This is a genomic window from Sphaerisporangium perillae (assembly GCF_023276435.1).
GTDB lineage: Bacteria > Actinomycetota > Actinomycetes > Streptosporangiales > Streptosporangiaceae > Sphaerisporangium > Sphaerisporangium perillae.
The window spans coordinates 1-15,610 of sequence record NZ_JALLPO010000008.1 but is presented as its reverse complement, the minus strand read 5'-3'; the positions used below and the strand labels follow the sequence as shown (position 1 = coordinate 15,610).

General features: G+C 70.6%; 15 protein-coding genes. 6 read left to right on the top strand and 9 right to left on the bottom strand.

Annotated features, from left to right (window positions below; all coding sequences use genetic code 11):
• Positions 1-227: 227 nt before the first annotated feature.
• The gene (locus MYF83_RS09505) at positions 228-713 is read right to left on the bottom strand and encodes a hypothetical protein (RefSeq protein ID WP_248959863.1); all 486 of its coding nucleotides are present in this window, start codon (positions 711-713) and stop codon (positions 228-230) included.
• Positions 714-1,138: 425 nt separating this feature from the next.
• On the opposite strand from MYF83_RS09505, the gene MYF83_RS09500 reads away from it, so the two are divergent.
• Together MYF83_RS09500 and MYF83_RS09495 are read left to right on the top strand one after the other, a co-directional pair.
• Positions 1,139-4,168 (top strand): AfsR/SARP family transcriptional regulator, encoded by a 3,030-nt coding sequence (locus MYF83_RS09500; RefSeq protein WP_248959862.1) that lies wholly within the window; start codon positions 1,139-1,141, stop codon positions 4,166-4,168.
• Positions 4,169-4,599: 431 nt separating this feature from the next.
• Positions 4,600-4,902, top strand: a complete 303-nt coding sequence (locus MYF83_RS09495) for a hypothetical protein (protein WP_248959861.1) — start codon at positions 4,600-4,602, stop codon at positions 4,900-4,902.
• An 87-nt stretch (positions 4,903-4,989) separates the two neighbouring features.
• Here MYF83_RS09495 and MYF83_RS09490 read toward each other — a convergent pair whose 3' ends face one another.
• From MYF83_RS09490 to MYF83_RS09475, 4 genes are all read right to left on the bottom strand, one after another.
• Positions 4,990-6,627 carry an MFS transporter gene (locus MYF83_RS09490; protein WP_248959860.1) on the bottom strand — a complete coding sequence of 546 codons (1,638 nt, stop codon included), beginning with the start codon at positions 6,625-6,627 and terminating at the stop codon, positions 4,990-4,992.
• A gap of 250 nt (positions 6,628-6,877) precedes the next feature.
• A complete protein-coding gene (locus MYF83_RS09485) occupies positions 6,878-7,729 on the bottom strand; it encodes an LLM class flavin-dependent oxidoreductase (protein WP_248959859.1) in 852 nt (283 codons plus the stop codon).
• A 159-nt stretch (positions 7,730-7,888) separates the two neighbouring features.
• Positions 7,889-8,479, bottom strand: coding sequence for a TetR/AcrR family transcriptional regulator (locus tag MYF83_RS09480; protein ID WP_248959858.1), 591 nt, complete (start codon positions 8,477-8,479; stop codon positions 7,889-7,891).
• Between the two features lie 75 nt (positions 8,480-8,554).
• Entirely contained in the window at positions 8,555-9,115 is a 561-nt protein-coding gene (locus tag MYF83_RS09475) for a GNAT family N-acetyltransferase (protein WP_248959857.1), read from the bottom strand.
• Positions 9,116-9,201: 86 nt separating this feature from the next.
• Here MYF83_RS09475 and MYF83_RS09470 point away from each other — a divergent pair, with 86 nt between their 5' ends.
• Positions 9,202-9,672 carry a winged helix-turn-helix transcriptional regulator gene (locus MYF83_RS09470; RefSeq protein ID WP_248959856.1) on the top strand — a complete coding sequence of 157 codons (471 nt, stop codon included), beginning with the start codon at positions 9,202-9,204 and terminating at the stop codon, positions 9,670-9,672.
• A gap of 40 nt (positions 9,673-9,712) precedes the next feature.
• Here the strand turns inward: MYF83_RS09470 and MYF83_RS09465 are convergent, their stop codons facing one another.
• The gene (locus MYF83_RS09465; protein ID WP_248959855.1) at positions 9,713-10,372 is read right to left on the bottom strand and encodes a VC0807 family protein; all 660 of its coding nucleotides are present in this window, start codon (positions 10,370-10,372) and stop codon (positions 9,713-9,715) included.
• A 302-nt stretch (positions 10,373-10,674) separates the two neighbouring features.
• Here MYF83_RS09465 and MYF83_RS09460 point away from each other — a divergent pair, with 302 nt between their 5' ends.
• Positions 10,675-11,472 (top strand): SURF1 family cytochrome oxidase biogenesis protein, encoded by a 798-nt coding sequence (locus tag MYF83_RS09460; RefSeq protein ID WP_248959854.1) that lies wholly within the window; start codon positions 10,675-10,677, stop codon positions 11,470-11,472.
• A 222-nt stretch (positions 11,473-11,694) separates the two neighbouring features.
• Entirely contained in the window at positions 11,695-12,846 is a 1,152-nt protein-coding gene (locus MYF83_RS09455) for an amidohydrolase family protein (protein WP_248959853.1), read from the top strand.
• A gap of 145 nt (positions 12,847-12,991) precedes the next feature.
• Here the strand turns inward: MYF83_RS09455 and MYF83_RS09450 are convergent, their stop codons facing one another.
• From MYF83_RS09450 to MYF83_RS09440, 3 genes are all read right to left on the bottom strand, one after another.
• Complete coding sequence (locus MYF83_RS09450) at positions 12,992-13,345, bottom strand: YkvA family protein (protein WP_248959852.1); 354 nt, start codon at positions 13,343-13,345, stop codon at positions 12,992-12,994.
• 131 nt (positions 13,346-13,476) lie between these two features.
• Positions 13,477-14,436: an LLM class F420-dependent oxidoreductase gene (locus MYF83_RS09445; RefSeq protein ID WP_308201426.1), complete on the bottom strand. Its 960-nt coding sequence runs from the start codon at positions 14,434-14,436 to the stop codon at positions 13,477-13,479.
• Positions 14,437-14,550: 114 nt separating this feature from the next.
• On the bottom strand, positions 14,551-15,255 hold the full coding sequence (locus MYF83_RS09440; RefSeq protein WP_248960048.1) for a TetR/AcrR family transcriptional regulator: 705 nt from the start codon (positions 15,253-15,255) through the stop codon (positions 14,551-14,553).
• A gap of 173 nt (positions 15,256-15,428) precedes the next feature.
• Between MYF83_RS09440 and MYF83_RS09435 the strand changes: the two genes are divergently transcribed.
• A partial coding sequence (locus MYF83_RS09435) for a hypothetical protein (RefSeq protein WP_248959851.1) occupies positions 15,429-15,610 on the top strand: 182 nt, incomplete at its 3' end.

Sequence of the window (15,610 nt, the reverse complement as noted above, 5' to 3'; positions counted from 1 at the left end):
TGCCTTCAGGTCGTCCCGGTACTTCCCCCGTGCTTCCGGGTTTCCCCGGCACTTCCCCCGAACTCCGGATCGCCCCGGAGTTACCGCCCCAGAAGGTCTGACGTTCCCCCGTTCGCCTCCTGGGGCGTCCCCTGTGGTACTCCCGCGGCACGTCCCCGGCGTGCCTCGGGATCGCCGCGGATGAGGCCCACGACCTCATCCCGCGGACGCTTCAGCGGCTTGGACCACTACTCGCTGTCGGTCTCGTACACGTAGTTCCAGCGGCCGCAGTACTTCTTGGTGCCGTGGTGGTTGTCGTAGTAGCAGACGCGGACCTGGATGTTGTCCACGTCCTCCTCGGCGAAGTGGAAGGAGCGGTAGCCGCTGGAGCCGCACTTCTTGGCCCAGTACGTCGAGTCGTCGCCGTCCTCGTTCTCGAACTTGACCTGGACGTAGCCGCACAGCCAGCCCGGCGAGTACTTGTCGTAGAGCTTGCCCTCGACGTGGAAGCGGCCGTCCTCGTCCTCCCAGACGTGGCCCTTGGCCTTGGCGCGCGAGCCGTCGTAGTACTTGGAGTAGTAGTAGCCCCAGTAGTCGTCGTAGTCGTAGCTGGAGGCGGAGGCGGTCTTCGTGGCGGTCGCCGCGGAGGCCGAGGAGGCGATGGCCGGCACACCCACCGCGATGACGGCGGAGGCGGCGGCGAGACCGAGGATGTTGCGGATCGAGCGGCGCATGTGGTTCTCCTGAATGAGGGGTTCCCCGGTTTTCTTGCTGCCCGGGGCTTATGTCCAAGTGATAGAACCAATCGCCTGCAGGACGCTTACAACGGTCTTACCTTCGCCTGCAAGGCGCTTGAGCCGCCGCCCCTGCCGGACCCGATCAGCATCCGGATCCGGCGGCGGTGGCGACGCCGTGCGCGGCCGCCCCCGTCAGGGGCCACGCTCGACTTGGCATCAGCATGGCCGCGGCCGTTCAACGCCAGATCAACGTGAAATCAACGAGTGGATTAACGCCGAGCCGACCGCATAGGGGCCAAACCATGTGGGGATCTATCATTTGAAAAGAAAACTGTCTTAAAGGGTGGGGAAACAGGAAGATGGCTGGTCAAGGCAGTGAGGCTGGCCTTCGTTTCGCCGTGCTCGGACCGGTCCAAGCTTGGTTGTCCGGCCGGGAGGTGGAACTCGGCACGCCGCTCCAACGATCGATCCTCGCCATGCTCCTGCTCCGCGAGGGCCGTGCGGTGACTCCGATGGAGATGATCGACGCGATCTGGGGCGAGGACGCCCCGCCGCGGGCGCTGGGCGCACTGCGCACGTACGTCTCCCGGCTAAGGGCCGTGCTGGAGCCGGACCGCTCCCCTCGCATGCGTCCCGAGTTGCTGACCTCGGTGGGCCGGGGGTACGCGCTCCGCCTGCCGCCGGACGCCCTGGACCTCACCGTCTTCGAGCGCGGCGTCGCCGCCGCCGAGGCACGGCGCAAGGCGGGCGACCTCGCCGGCGCGGCCGACGCCGTACGCGAGGCCCTCGCCCTGTGGTCGGGCGAGCCGCTCGCCGGAGCGCTCGGCCCCTACGTCGAGAGCCAGCGAGGCAGGCTCGTCGAGCGCCGCATCGGCGTCCTCGAGACCCTCATGGAGCTGGACCTCGAGCTCGGACGGCACGCCGACGTCATCCCCGAGCTGATCGCGCTCACGGCCGAGCACCCGCTCAGAGAGCGCCTGCGCGGCCAGCTCATGCTCGCCTACTACCGGTGCGGACGGCAGGCCGAGGCGCTGACCGTGTTCACCGACACCCGGCACGCGCTCGTCGAGGAGCTCGGCATCGACCCCGGCCACGAGCTGGCCTCCCTCCACCAGCGCATTCTGGCCGCCGATCCCCGGCTCGCCTGGAGCCCGCCCGCCCGGCGTTCCTCCGCCACGACGGCGTCCCGGAAGGAGGGCGATCGCCCGAGCCGCCGCGAACAGGGGAACGAGCCGCACGCCGGCGCCTCCGCCGGGCAGCCGGGTGATACGCCGTTCCCGGGGACCGAGGGGGCGGAGGCCGAGTACGAGGGCTTCCAGGAGATGCCCCGTCCCGCGCAGCTCCCCGCCGCCGTGAACGACTTCACCGGCCGCAAGCAGGTCGTCAACCGGCTGCGCACGCTGCTGACCAGCACCAGCGGCACCGAAGGCATGCCGGTCGCCGCGGTCTCCGGCATCGGCGGGGTCGGCAAGACGACCCTGGCCGTGCACGTGGCCCATTCGCTCCACGACGTGTTCCCCGACGGCCAGCTCTACGCCGACCTGCGCGGATACGGGGAGGAGCCGACAGCCCCCGAGTCGGTGCTGGCGGCGTTCCTGCGCGCCCTCGGCATCCCGGTCGACATCATCCCCGACGGCCTCGCCGAGCGCGGCGCGCTGTTCCGCTCGCTGCTCGCCGACCGGCGGATGATCGTCCTGCTCGACAACGCCCGCGACGCCGAGCAGGTGGAGCACCTGCTGCCGGGTACGGCGGGGTGCGCGGCGATCGTCACGGGCCGGGGCAAGCTGGCCGACCTGCCCTCGGCCCGGCTGCTCGACCTGGAGGTCATGGAGCCGGACGAGGCGCTCGCGCTGTTCTCGGCGGTCGCGGGCCCCGAGCGCGTGGCGGTCGAGCGCGCCGCCGCCATGGACGTGGTCGCCATCTGCGGGTTCCTGCCGCTGGCCGTCCGCATCGTGGCGGCCAGGCTCGCGGCCAGGCCGGCGTGGACGGTGGCCTCGCTCGTCCCCCGGCTCGCCGACGAGCGCCGCCGCCTGGACGAGATGCGCATCGGGCACCTCGGCGTGGACGCCACCTTCTCGCTGGGCTACGGCCACCTGGACCCGGGGCAGGCCCGCGCGTTCCGGCTGCTCTCGCTGCCGAACGGCCCGGACATCGGCGTGCAGGCCGCCGCCGCCGTGCTCTCTCTCAGCATGATCGAGACCGAGGACATGCTGGAGTCGCTGGTCGACGTCAGCCTCCTCGAGGCTCCGGCCCCCGGCCGCTACCGCTTCCACGACCTGCTGCGGCTCTTCGCGCGCAAACAGGCGGAGGCGACCGAGAGCCCGGAGGCCGGGGCGCTCGCGCTGCGCCGGCTGATCGGGTTCTACCTGGCATCCGCCCAGGGGGCGCACCGGCTCGCGTACGAGGGCAGCGTGATCTCCGAGCACCTGGTGTCCACGGGCGTCGCCGGCCGGAGCTTCACGAACGCCGACGAGGCCGTGACGTGGCTCACCGTCGAGGCCGAGGCCCTGTTCGCCGCGATCGGCCAGACCGCGGACGCGGCCTCGACGGCCGAGACCCTGCTGCCCGCCGCCGACCTGCTCGTCGCCATGGAGCCGCTGCTGGAGTCGGGGGCCTACGTCCGCGACTTCGCCGGCCGTACAGGCGCGGTGCTCGCCGCCGCGCAGGCCATCGGCGACCGGAGCAGCGAGCTGCGCTGCAGGTACGTCCTCGGGCGGGTGATGTTCGGTGGCAACCGGCTGGCCGACGCCGAGGAGCAGTTCCGCGCCGCCCTCGGTCTGGCCGACGCCACCGGTGACCGCATCGTCACCGGCGAGCTCTACAACGGCCTCGCGGTCGTCGCCGGGCGCAAGCGCCGCCACGAGGACGCGCTGGCGCTGTTCGACTCCGCGCTCAAGGTGTACCAGGAGATCGGCGCGGCGGCGGGAGAGGCCCTCGTCGCCAGCTACTCGGCCCGCGACCATCTCGGGCTCGGTCATCCCGAGGATGCGATCGACGCCGCCCAGAGAGGGCTCGCCATCTTCACCGAGCTGGGCAGCGAGGCCGGCATGGCCCGCGCGCGCTACCACCTCGGCATCGTCCTGTCCCGGGTGGGCCGGTTGACCGAGGCGGTCGTGCACCACGCGGAGTGCCTGGACTTCTTCCGCGCCGGTAACCAGAAGGTGTGGGAGCAGCGGGTGTGCTGCCGGCTCGCCGAGACGTTCATCGCCGCCGGGCGTTTCAAGGACGCGGCCCGGCACGCCGAGCAGGCGCTCACGCTGAGCAAGGAGATCGGCCATCCCTACGGGGAGGCGCTGTCGCTGACCGTGCTAGGCCGGGCCCTCACCGGGCTCGGCAGCGTCCGGCGGAGCGGCGACTGCCTCAAGCGGGCTCTGGAGATCTTCACCCGGCTCGGTTCCCCCGAGGCCGACGACCTGCGCGCGCTCCTGAAGCTCCACCAGGTCAGCGATTAGCTCACGTACCCCGCAGAAGGGATCGTCGTCCATTCGCGTCATCCATACGTGATTGATCACCATATATCCCGACATCGCTGATTGAGGGCGCGACAGGACGCTGTCTGGTGCCCGGCCGGCCGTCTGCCGCCGCTAGACGCCCGGGGGCCCGGTGGTCACCGGAAGGCGCCTAGCCGCGGCCGGCCGCCTCACGTCGACGACCGGCCGGACGTAGGCACAGATCTTGAACCCCCCAAGCTCCGTGCCTACGTCCACAGAGTCCCGCCCCGGGTTCAACGTCGGATCAACTTCCGATCAACATCGTGCGAGCGGCATGGAGCCGATCACCTGGGGCACCGGGAACTCAAGTTATTCGCAAGCCAGGGTTAAGCGGGTACAGATACGACTAGGGCGTACGCCACCCGCACCAGATGTTCCAAGGAGCGGATCTGATGTTGATCCCATGCTTCGCATGCGAGTCCCGGTTCCGGCCGGACGAGTACTTCCTCGCCTGCCACGACTACAACCGCGGCATGGATCTCGTCGCGTGGACGTGCCCCCGCTGCGGCAACCGGGACGACCTCAGAGTGCTGCCCGACGCCCTCGGCTTCGGCTACCCGCGCCGCGGGCGCTTCGACGTCCACGACCGCTTCCGCGTCCCCGGCCTGCGCCGCCACCGCCAGGACCTGCGCCTGGACATCTCGCTCGACAAGGAGGTCTGGCGCGTCCCCACCCGCCTGCGCCAGCTCACCTAGCCCCCGCGCGCACATGGAAGGAGCCGGGTGGCCCACGATGTGTCGTGGCCACCCGGCTCCACCTTGGGGGGCTGGGAGGGGCAGGGATCAGTCGACGCTCACCAGGACGGGGGCGTCCGCGCCGCGCTGTGCGGTCAGGTCGGCGTCTCCGGCCTGCTCGGCTTCTCCGTCCTGCCCGGCGGGCGTGGCCTGCGGGGTGGGCCGGCCACTGTCGCGGAGGATGGCCACCGAGAGGACGGCCAGGGCGATGAAGATGGTCGCGCCGACGGCGGCGACGACGTTCAGGCCGCTGGTGAAGGCGGTGCGGGCGGCGTCGACCAGGTCGGTGGCGAACTGGCCGGTGAGCTGGTGGGCCGCGCCGAGCGCGGCGGTGATGCTCTGGTGCGCGGTGTCGGCGGCGTCGGCGGGGAGGCCTGCGGGCAGTTCGCCGGGGAGCTGGGTGCGGTAGACGAAGGTGCCGAGGCTGCCGAGGGCGGCGACGCCCATGGCGACCCCGAACTCGCCGCTGGTCTGGCTGATCGAGGCGGCCGAGCCGGCCTTCTCGGGGGCGACGGAGCCCATGATCAGGTTCATGGTGAGCGACATGGGGAACGCGATGCCGAAGGAGGCCAGCACCAGGCCGGTGACCAGCAGGGGCAGGCCGTCGACGCTCGGCACCTGAGTGTGGGCGACCAGGCCGGCGCCGGCGATCAGGAGGCCGGCGGCGATGACGTAGGCCGGGCGGAACCTGCGGGCCAGGGCCGGGGCGGTCATGGAGCCGACGACCATCGCGATGTTCTGCGGGAGCAGCCACAGGCCGGAGTTCATCGGGCCGAGGCCCTGGACGGTCTGCAGGTAGAGGCTGGACAGCAGGGTCGTGCCGGCCATGACGATGCCGCCCATGAGCATGACGCCCATCGCGGTGCTGAAGGAGCGGTTGGCGAACAGCCGCAGGTCGAGCAGCGGGCTGGCGAGCTTGCGCTGGCGCAGGACGAACACGGCGCCGACGGCGATGCCGGCGATGAGGGCGGCGACGGGCACGGCGTGGACGCCGGTGCGGGCCAGTTCCTTCAGGCCGTAGATGGCGGGCAGGATCGCGGCCAGCGACAGCGCCACGCTGGCCAGGTCGAGACGGCCGGGGTTCGGGTCACGGTATTCCGGCAGCAGGCGGGGGCCGACGATGAGCAGCAGCACCATGACCGGGACGCCGAGCAGGAAGGCCGAGCCCCACCAGAAGTGCTCCAGCAGCAGGCCACCGACCAGCGGGCCGACGGTCATGCCGCCCATGAAGCAGGCGAACCAGATGCCGATCGCGGCGCCCATCTGCTTGGGGTCGCCGAACATGTTGCGGATCAGCGCCATCGTGGAGGGCATCAACGAGGCTCCGGCGATGCCGAGCAGGGCCCTTGAGGCGATGAGCATCTGGGGGTTGACCGAGTACGCGGCCAGGATGGAGGCGACGCCGAAGGCCGCCGCGCCGGCCAGCAGGAGCTTGCGGCGGCCGATCCGGTCGCCGAGGGTGCCCATGGTGACCAGGAATCCGGCCAGCATGAACGAGTAGATGTCCAGGATCCACAGTTGCTGGGTGGAGTCGGCGCCGAGGCTCGTGCTCAGGTGGGGAAGCGCCAGGTAGAGCACGCTGATGTCCAGCGACAGCAGCAGGGTCGGCAGGGCCAGCACGGCTAGCCCGATCCATTCGCGCCGCCCGGCCCGCGGGCCGGCGGTGATCTCGGCTGTGGCATTCATCGCACGTTCCTTCGTGATCGGTGGTCGTCCGCACGGTGGTCCCCGATGAGTTCGCGGCCCGTCCGGGCTGCGATCACCGTCATCTCGCGCATATGAGTACCGTCTCACCGACAAACTTTCTTGTCAAGACGATTTCTGCTTTCGGATGGAGGACGCTCCGTCCACGCATGTCGGCGAGGTCTGGGGCATGCGGAGACGGCACAACGGAAACGCGCCGAAGAGAGGGAACGGCGACCGGGGCAGGAAGAGGTCAGGGGAGGATGTCGGCGATGCGCTCAACCTGGGTGGGGTCGGGGGACCAGCAGTAGAGCATGACCTCGTCGGCGCCCACGTCCGTGAAGGCGGTGACGGCGTGCCTGATCGCCTCGGGCGTGGTGAGCATGCCCATCAGGACCTTCTCCCGGTAGCCGCCGAAGTCGTAGTACGCGTGGATGGCCCGCCGGGCCTCCTCCACGACGGCGTCCGGCCCGAGAGCGGCGTTGGCCTGCGCGACGAGCCGGGGACGCCCGGACCGGCCGGCGACCTGCCACGCTCTCTCCACCGTGCGGAAGAACCGGCCCATCTCCTCGGACGTGAACATCGCTCCGAGGAACCCATCGCCACTGTGAGCGACGCGCTCCGCGGTCGCGGGGACGAAACCCCCGAAAAGCACCTCGGGACCACCCTCGCGGGCCGGCGCGGGCCCTATCGGCCCGATCCCGTCGCCGTACGCCTCGCCTGACCAGACGCGCCGCATGGTCCTCATCTGCTCGTCGAGGCGGCGACCCCTGCGGTGGTACTCGACGTGCGCCGCGCGGAAGTCGTCCTCCCGGACGCCCACCCCGACGCCGAGGGTGAGACGGCCACCGGAGAGCCGGTCGAGCGTCGCGCTCTGCTTGGCCAGCAGCGCGGTCTGCCGTAGCGGAGCGATCAGCACCTCGGTCATCAGCCGGATCCGCGAGGTGGCTCCGGCGAGGACCCCCAGGGTCACCAGCGGCTCGGGGTTGTCGTACACGATGCGGTCGAGCAGCCCGAGCGTCGTGAACGGGCCCGCCTCGGCAAGGCGCGCCCATGTCCCCAGGACGTCAACGTCGCCGGCGGGCAGGCCGAGACCTACGTTCATGGCGGCTCCCCGTCCTGTGGCGTCTACCAGAGATCATGCGGAACGGGGTGTCCCACTCTATGCAGCCCACGCCCGCCCTTCCCGCAGGCTCGCCGCCAGTGGGCCACGCCCGCCGCCGAGGTGGCGTCCGGCTTGACGGTCACAGTTCGTACGGAGGGGTCAGGTCAGGCGAAGGCTCTGCCAGGCGGCCTCGCAGAGCGCCTTGATCTCTTCCTCGGTCGGCTGGTGCACGCCGGAGAACCACAGGCGGCACATCTCCGTGGCGGGGCCGAGCCAAAGGACGTAGCACATGGTGGGATGCACGGGCCGCAGCACGCCGTCCTTCATGTGGGGACGCCACCACTCCGACACCTGCCGGAAGAACGTACGCCGCGACTCGCCCACCTCGGGACCGCCCGGCTCCTGCCGGCGGGGCGGGCGTTCGCTGATCAGGATGCGGGCCTGCTCAGGATGCTCGCCGCACCACGCCATGTGCATGGCGACGATCGCCTCGATGCCACCCTGGGCGCTCTCGTGCCTGTACAGCTCGTCGATGAAGGCCCGCTGGTAGGAGCTCTGGATCTCGGAGTAGAGCACCCCGAATACGTGTTCCTTGCTGGCGAAGTGGTGGTAGAAGCTCCCGACGCTGACGCCGCTTTCCTCGCGGAGGCTGGCGAGCGTGGTGGCGGAGACTCCGTCCTGGCTGAACCGGCGCAGCGCGCCGTCGATGATCCTGGTGCGGCCGTCTCGCCCGTTCTTCGCGCTCGTCACAAAGTCAATGGTGACTCAACAGAACCTTGTTCTGCAAACTGCGGAACCTACCAATCTTAACGACCTTGGCCAGGGTCACGCCATCACGAACGTGCCGATGGGAACGGCGATCTCCACGGCGCCCGACGCCACGCACATCTCGGCGTCCGGCCACCAGCGCTTGACGATGGACAGGACCTTGCGGTTCTCCCCCATCACGTCCATCTTGACGGTCTCCGCGCCTCGCGCGGCGGCCCGCCGGAGCAGCCTGCGCACCAGGCGGGACCCGAGCCCTACCCCCTGCCATTCGTCGGCCACGACGACCGCGATCTCGGTCGTTCCCGCTCCGGTGAAGCTCATCGCGTGGCCGATGACCCGCTCGTCGCCGTCCACCGCGAGCAGGACGTCACGGGCGCCGTCCACGGCGATCATCGCTCGCAGCAGGCCTTTCCCCGGCCGCGAGAGCCCGGTGAAGAAACGCAGGGCCTGACTCGCGCGGGAGAGCCCCTCGACGAAGGCCCGCACCCTCTCCTCGTCGTCCATCCGGGCGGTCCGGATCACGACGCCGGTCACCCGAGTGGGCGGTGCGATCGAGCGAAGCGCGGTCGGGGCGGCGGCCGGCAGCACCGGTATGGCCGCTCCCTGAGTTCCAATCATAGACTCAGACTTGCGTAAGCACCTGAGTCTGTCAACTAGACTTAGCTGCGTTGGAGGGAGCAAAATTGAGCGCCTACGATGCCTCCATGACCGAGCCAAACCCCTTCCGGGTGGAGAACTGCTCGATCGAACGCACGCTCGCGGTCGTCGGCGAGAAGTGGACGTTCCTCGTGCTGAGGGAGGCCTTCAACGGCGTGCGCAGGTTCGCCGACATGCAGGCCGGCACCGGCGCCCCCCGGCAGGTGCTCAGCGCCCGCCTCGCACGCCTGGTGGAGGAAGGGCTGCTGCGCAAGGTTCCCTACCGCGAGCCGGGCAGCAGGCGCCGGGACGAGTACCGCCTCACCCAGAAGGGCCTCGACCTCTATCCGATCATGGTCAGCCTTATGCACTGGGGCGACCGGTACGAGGCGGACCCCGACGGCCCGCCGGTCGTCCTCACCCATCGCGACTGCGGCTCGCCCATCGAGATCGCCCTGCGCTGCGCGGACGGCCACGAGGTGCCCTCGCCCCGCGAGGTCACACCCCGGCTCGGCCCCGGCGCCCGCCTCGCCGGCTAGCGCGGCCGGAACCGTCCGCACGCCCGCCTGCGGTCGGTCGTCAGTGCCTGTGCGCAGCCTGCACGAGCCGGAGCGCCCGCTTGAAGGCGAGCAGTGACGCCAGTGCCGCGAAGACCATGAGCACGGCCACCGCCGCGGTCCTGACGATCAGATAGGTCTCGATCGATTCGCTGAACAGCAGCCACAGGCTCAGCGACCCGTTGACGAACTGGACCGTTCCCCACAGCAGCGACAGGTGGACGAAGAACCTGCGCATCCGGGGATGGTGCACCAGATGGTCCGGCAGCGGCACGAGGTCGGTCGTGACCCGCTGGATCAGCGGCCGCGGCGCCGCGGCCGTCGTCAGGAAGGCCAGGCTCGCGCAGTAGACCCCGAGCGTGGGCTGCAGGAAGTAGATGACCACGTCCCCGGTGACCAACGCCAGCGCGGCCCGTACCGTGATCGCCAGCATCGCGAGGAGCACGGTGCCGGGGACCTTCTGACGCCTGATCAACCGCAGCGCGACCCCGCCGTACACCCAGGTCACGGCCATGGCCAGCCCGCCGTTGACCCCCGCCACCAGCAGACCGGCGTAGAACACGGCCACCGGGAGGATCATGCCCTCCAGCACGCGAGGCGCCGCGTGCCGGATCAGGTCGGGGATCCTCGGCAGCACCGGATGCGGCGCGCTGGACGGCAACGCGAGAGTGGACGCGGTCATGTCTGAGACGGCTCCCTGAGGGACAGAGCGACGTGCCGTGGACGGACCCGTCCGACCGTACGGCATGCCTTCGCCCTCCGCGAGCGGTTCCACGAGATCATGATCAGCCGGTGGCCACTCCTTCACCACGCACAAGGACGCACATGGGCCAAGCGCCCGCACGCCCCTCCGGCGGCCTGGACGGCGAGCGGGGACCGGCGGGACGACCCGGGCAGGGATTCCCGGGGCGACGGGGACGACCCGGCAGGTCCAGGGCCACGGCCGGGTCCCGGACCACTCACCGGCCTGCCTAGGCTGAAAGCGTGTACCGGTTCCTCCTGACGCCGCGCTGGCTGGCACTCCACCTGCTGGTCCTGCTGCTGATCCCCTCGTTCCTCTTCCTGGGCCGGTGGCAGTTCGGGCGCTACGAGGAGAGGTCCACGGCGAGCGACCGGGCGACCGGCAACCTCGCCGCGGCGCCGGTGCCGCTGGCGAGCCTCGACCGGCCCGGCGCGACGGTGCCGGACGCGGTGAAGTACCGCACCGTCACGGCCACCGGCAGCTTCGACGCCGCCCACGAGCTGCTGGTCCGCCGCCGTCCGCAGAACGGCCGGCCCGGGTTCTTCGTGCTGACCCCGCTGGTCACCGCCGACGGCACCGCGGTGATCGTCAATCGTGGCTGGGTGAAGATGGGGCCGACCGCCGACACGCCGCCGGAGGTGCCCCCGCCGAGCACCGGTGAGGTAACTGTCACCGGACGGTTACGTCCGGCCGAGACCGAGGAGAGCGCCGGCATCACCGAGCGCAGCGGGCTGCCGCCCCGGCAGGTACTGCTGATCGACACCGCGAAGATCGCCCAGACGGTGCCGCACAAGCTGTTCGGGGGGTACGTCGAGCTGACCGAGCAGCGACCCGCGGCGGCGGCGGCGCCCGAGCCGGTCCCCGACCCCGACCTGGGCGGGGGCGGCGGCCTCAACCTCGCCTACAGCGTGCAGTGGTGGTTGTTCATCGGCATCGCGATCGGAGGGTGGATCACGCTGATCCGCCGCGAGGCCCGCGACCTCCAGGCGGAGCGCGAAGCGGCCCCCGACCCCGGCGCCGTCCCGGCCCCCGGCCATTAGCCGCCACCGGCGTTCAGGAGCAGGTCACCGTCCCGTGACTGGCAACTTGCCCGAATCGTCACGGTTTCCAGTAAGCCCGCTCACGGCGCTGGACGCCGCTCCGCGGGGGAACGGATACCAACCGGAGACCTCCCAGCTTGTCTGGTGTTATTCCTGCGGCATACGGTTTTCCCTGTGAACTCATCGCTGCCCCCTGACCCCGAGCCGAGGCGGCGAGATTACGTGATCATCAGCGTCGACGATCACCTGATCGAACCGCCGGATCTGTTCGAGGGCCGGCTCCCGGAGAGGTACGTCGACATGGCCCCCAAGGTCGTGGAGACCGAAGCCGGCCATCAGGTGTGGCGGTACGGCGGCGGCACCTATTCATGCGCCGGCATGGACGCCGGCGCGGGGCTGCCGCGCGACCAGTGGACCCTCGAGCCGGTGCGCTTCGAGGAGATGCGACCCGGGTGCCACGACATCGAGGCCCGCATCAAGGACATGGACATCGCCGGAGTCTGGGCGGCGCTCAGCTTCCCCGGCATGCTCGCCGTGCAGTCGGGCATGGCCTTCGCCAAGACCCGCGACCAGGACCTCGGCCTGGCCCTGACCCGCGCGTGGAACGATTGGCACTGCGACGTGTGGGCCGGCACCTACCCCGAGCGCATGATCGCCCTCCAGCTCCCCTGGCTGCCCGATCCCGAGATCGCGGCCAAGGAGATCCGGGCCAACGCCGCGCGCGGCTTCAAGGCGGTCGTGTTCCCCGAGTTCCCGACCCGGCTGCGGCTGCCGTCCATCCACACCGGCCACTGGGACCCGTTCTTCGCCGCCTGCGAGGAGACCGGCACGGTCATCTGCCTGCACACCGGCGCCTCGTCGTGGTCGCCGGTGCCCTCGCCCGACACGCCCATCGAGGCCATCACCACGATGATCCCGGCGAGCGCGATGTTCGCCTGCGCCGACTGGCTGTGGTCGGGCGTGCCGTTGCGCTTCCCCAAGCTGCGCATCCTCATCGTCGAGGGCGGCGTCGGCTGGCTCCCCATGCTCGCCGCGCGCGCCGACTACGCCCTGGACCATCCGGTGGCGGGCGAGGCGACGTGGGACAGCGGCCTCAAGCCCAGCGAGGTGCTCCGCCGCAACTTCTACTTCGGCACCCTGGACGACTACGCGCTGTCCGGCGTACGCCTCGCCGTCGGCCTGGAGCACGTCCTGCTCGAAAGCGGCTATCCCCGCTCGGAGTCCACCTGGCCCGACGTCCAGCAGGCTCTGGCCCGCAACCTCGGCAGCCTGCCCCCCGCCGACATCGGCAGGGTGGCCTACGGCAACGCGGCCCGGCTCTTCGGCCACCCGCTCCCCTCACGGGCCTGGCTCCTCAGGGAAGGCGAGGATTGACCTTCTCCTCGGCGTGAACGCCGGGGATCCCCCACGTCGCCGTGGGGTTCTCACTGCTTCCGCTACGCCGCTTGCGCGTCGTAGGTTCCGGGCGGGGCCAGGGTCGGAGTTGCCTTCCCTGGTCCTACCTGCCCTGCACAGTCGTTCATGCCGGTCGAGGTCGCGCCACCTCGCCGTGCACCTGCTTGCGCTCCCAGTCCAGGTAGCGGCCGCTCTCGCCGAAGAGGGAGGTCATGAGCCAAAGGAACGCGCCGAAGTCGTCGGTGACGCCGATCAGCGGCAGGAAGTCGGGGATCACGTCGATGGGCGAGACGATGTACAGGACGCCGAGCCCCATGAGGGCGAGCTTGCGCTTGCCCAGCTCGCGATAGTCGCCGCGGAGAGCGCCGCCGATCATGCGGGGCAGTGCCCTGACGCGGGCCATCAACCCCGCCGAGCCCGGCCGGCCGACCTCCCGGTAGGCGCGGTAGGCCGCGGCCGCGCGTCCAGCCTTGCTCATGATGGCCACCTCCGTCTGTGCCGCGGTCGCGAGCGCACGGCGGGAACTCCGTGAGGGCTCCCACTACCCCGCCCCGCACCCCGATAACGCCCGGCGCGCGGCACGGAGTTCCGCCCCCATAGGGGGAAACGTCAGGAGGCGGTCGGAGCGAGATCGCGGACGGCCTGGGCGATCGAGACCCCGCCGGCCCCGATCGGGGCCAGCACCGGCGTCGTCAGGCCGTTGTCGACGTACTCCTGGATCCGCGCCCGGCAGGTCGCCGCGTCACCGTGCACGATCAGGTCGTCCACGACCTCGTCGGGGATGGCCTCGAGCGCCGCCTTGCGGTCCCCCGCGGCCCACGCCTCGTGCATGGGGCGCAGCGTCTCCCCCCGGCCCAGCCAGTCGTGGAAGGCCGCGTACACCGGCACGGTGAGGTACGTCGCCAGCATGCGCTTCCCGAGCTTCCTGACCATCTCGGCGTCCTCGCTGACGCAGACGAACAGGCGGGCGATCAGCTCGGTCTCCGGACGCAACTCGGCCCGCACCTTGGGCACGTCCTGCGGGGAGAGCCAATTGGTGATCGCGCCGTCGGCCTCCTCGGCCGCGAGGTGGAGCATGCGCGGGCGCAGGGCGGCCAGCACGATCTTCGGAGGCACCTTGGGCGCGCGTTCCAGCCGGAAGCCCTTGATCTCGAAGGTCTCGTACTTCTCTGTGACCTTCTCCCCCGTGAGGGCCTTCTTGAGGAAGCGCAGGGTGTCGCGCGTCCTGCCGTACGGCTTGACGAACTCGCCGGCGTTCCAGCGCTCCACGATGGCCGGGGACGACGCGCCGATGCCGAGCACGAAGCGCTCGGGCGCGAGGTCGGCGAGCGTCGCGGCCGACATGGCCAGCAGGCCGGGGCCGCGCGTCGACACCGGGATGATCGCGGTGCCGAGGCGGAGCTCGGGGGCCCAGTCGGCGGCCAGGGCCAGCGGGACGAACCCGTCGGCGCCGCTGACCTCGGCGGTCCAGGCGTCGGTGTACCCAAGACCGGGCAGCTCGGCCACCAGCTCCTTGGACTCGGCCATGGTGCGATCGAAGTACGGGATCGTGATGCCCCAACGCTTCACTGTCCACCTCCTTCGCCGACCATACCAACCGGCCGGTATGGGGCGCACCGAAACGCCGCCGGACGATGCGCAACCGCGTCCACGGCGCGCCGAATCCGTGCCCTGGGCGGGTCGTCAGGTCCGGAGCTCTCGCATCGCGGTGATGAAGTCCTTGGTCACCCCGCGCAGGCCGGGCAGGTGGGACAGGCCCACCAGCCGGTCGATCAGCGGCACCATGACCTCGATCAGCCGGTACGTGCGCTCGCAGCCCGGCGAGGTGTCGTGCACCCAGAACAGCACCACGCCGAGCGAGGACAGCCACAGCAGCTCGGGCAGTTCCTCGCGAAGCTCGGCGTCGATGCGGTCGGCGGACCCCTCCACGACTTGGCGGTAGATCCCGATCGCCGCCTCCCGGGCAGGCGTCGACTCCCCGCTGAACGGGCTGAGCGGGTTGCTCGGCTCGGAGGCGTGCTTGAAGAACTTGACCGCGAACCCGTGGTACGGCTCCGACACCTGGACCCACGCCCGGAGCACCCCGCTGAGCCGCGCGGCGAACCTCCGCTCCGTGGCCAGAAGATCACGGCACGCCGCCTCATGCTCGCACTGCGCCCGATCGTAGTAAGCCTGGACCAACTGCTCTTTAGACGCAAAGTAGTAGTAAGCATTCCCTACGGACACGCCCGCCTCGGCCGCGATGGCCCGCATCGTCGTCGCCTCGTATCCCCGCTCCCTGAACAGGCGCAGCGCCGTCTCGACGATGACCTCCCGGGTCTTTTCGCCCCCACGCGCTCTCGGCGTCGATTCGACCACGTGGCCACTGTACGGCCCGGAGCCCTTCATGGTCACAGACGCACAGCATGGCCGCCATTTTCCCGCCAAAACACGCAGAGTAGTGGAGTCAGCACTTTCCGGAGGTGGGATAGATCCTCTTGGCGGAGGGGCGCCCTGCGAAGAGGATCAATATGGGTGTGCATCCATGCACTAGAGGGCCCGCGTGGCTTGGTGCCTGCGCGTTGCTCGCCGTGCAGATCACAGTGACGGCGTTGGGTTCGGCGGGACCCGCCTCGGCGGCGACTCCAGGGCCGCCCGGCGCGGCCGATAAGGCCGGCGCGGTCGCGTTCCGGGCCGGCGCGGTCGCGTTCCGGGCCGGCGCGGTCGCGTTCCGGGCCGCGCCGGGCGAGGCGGCCGGCGCGCG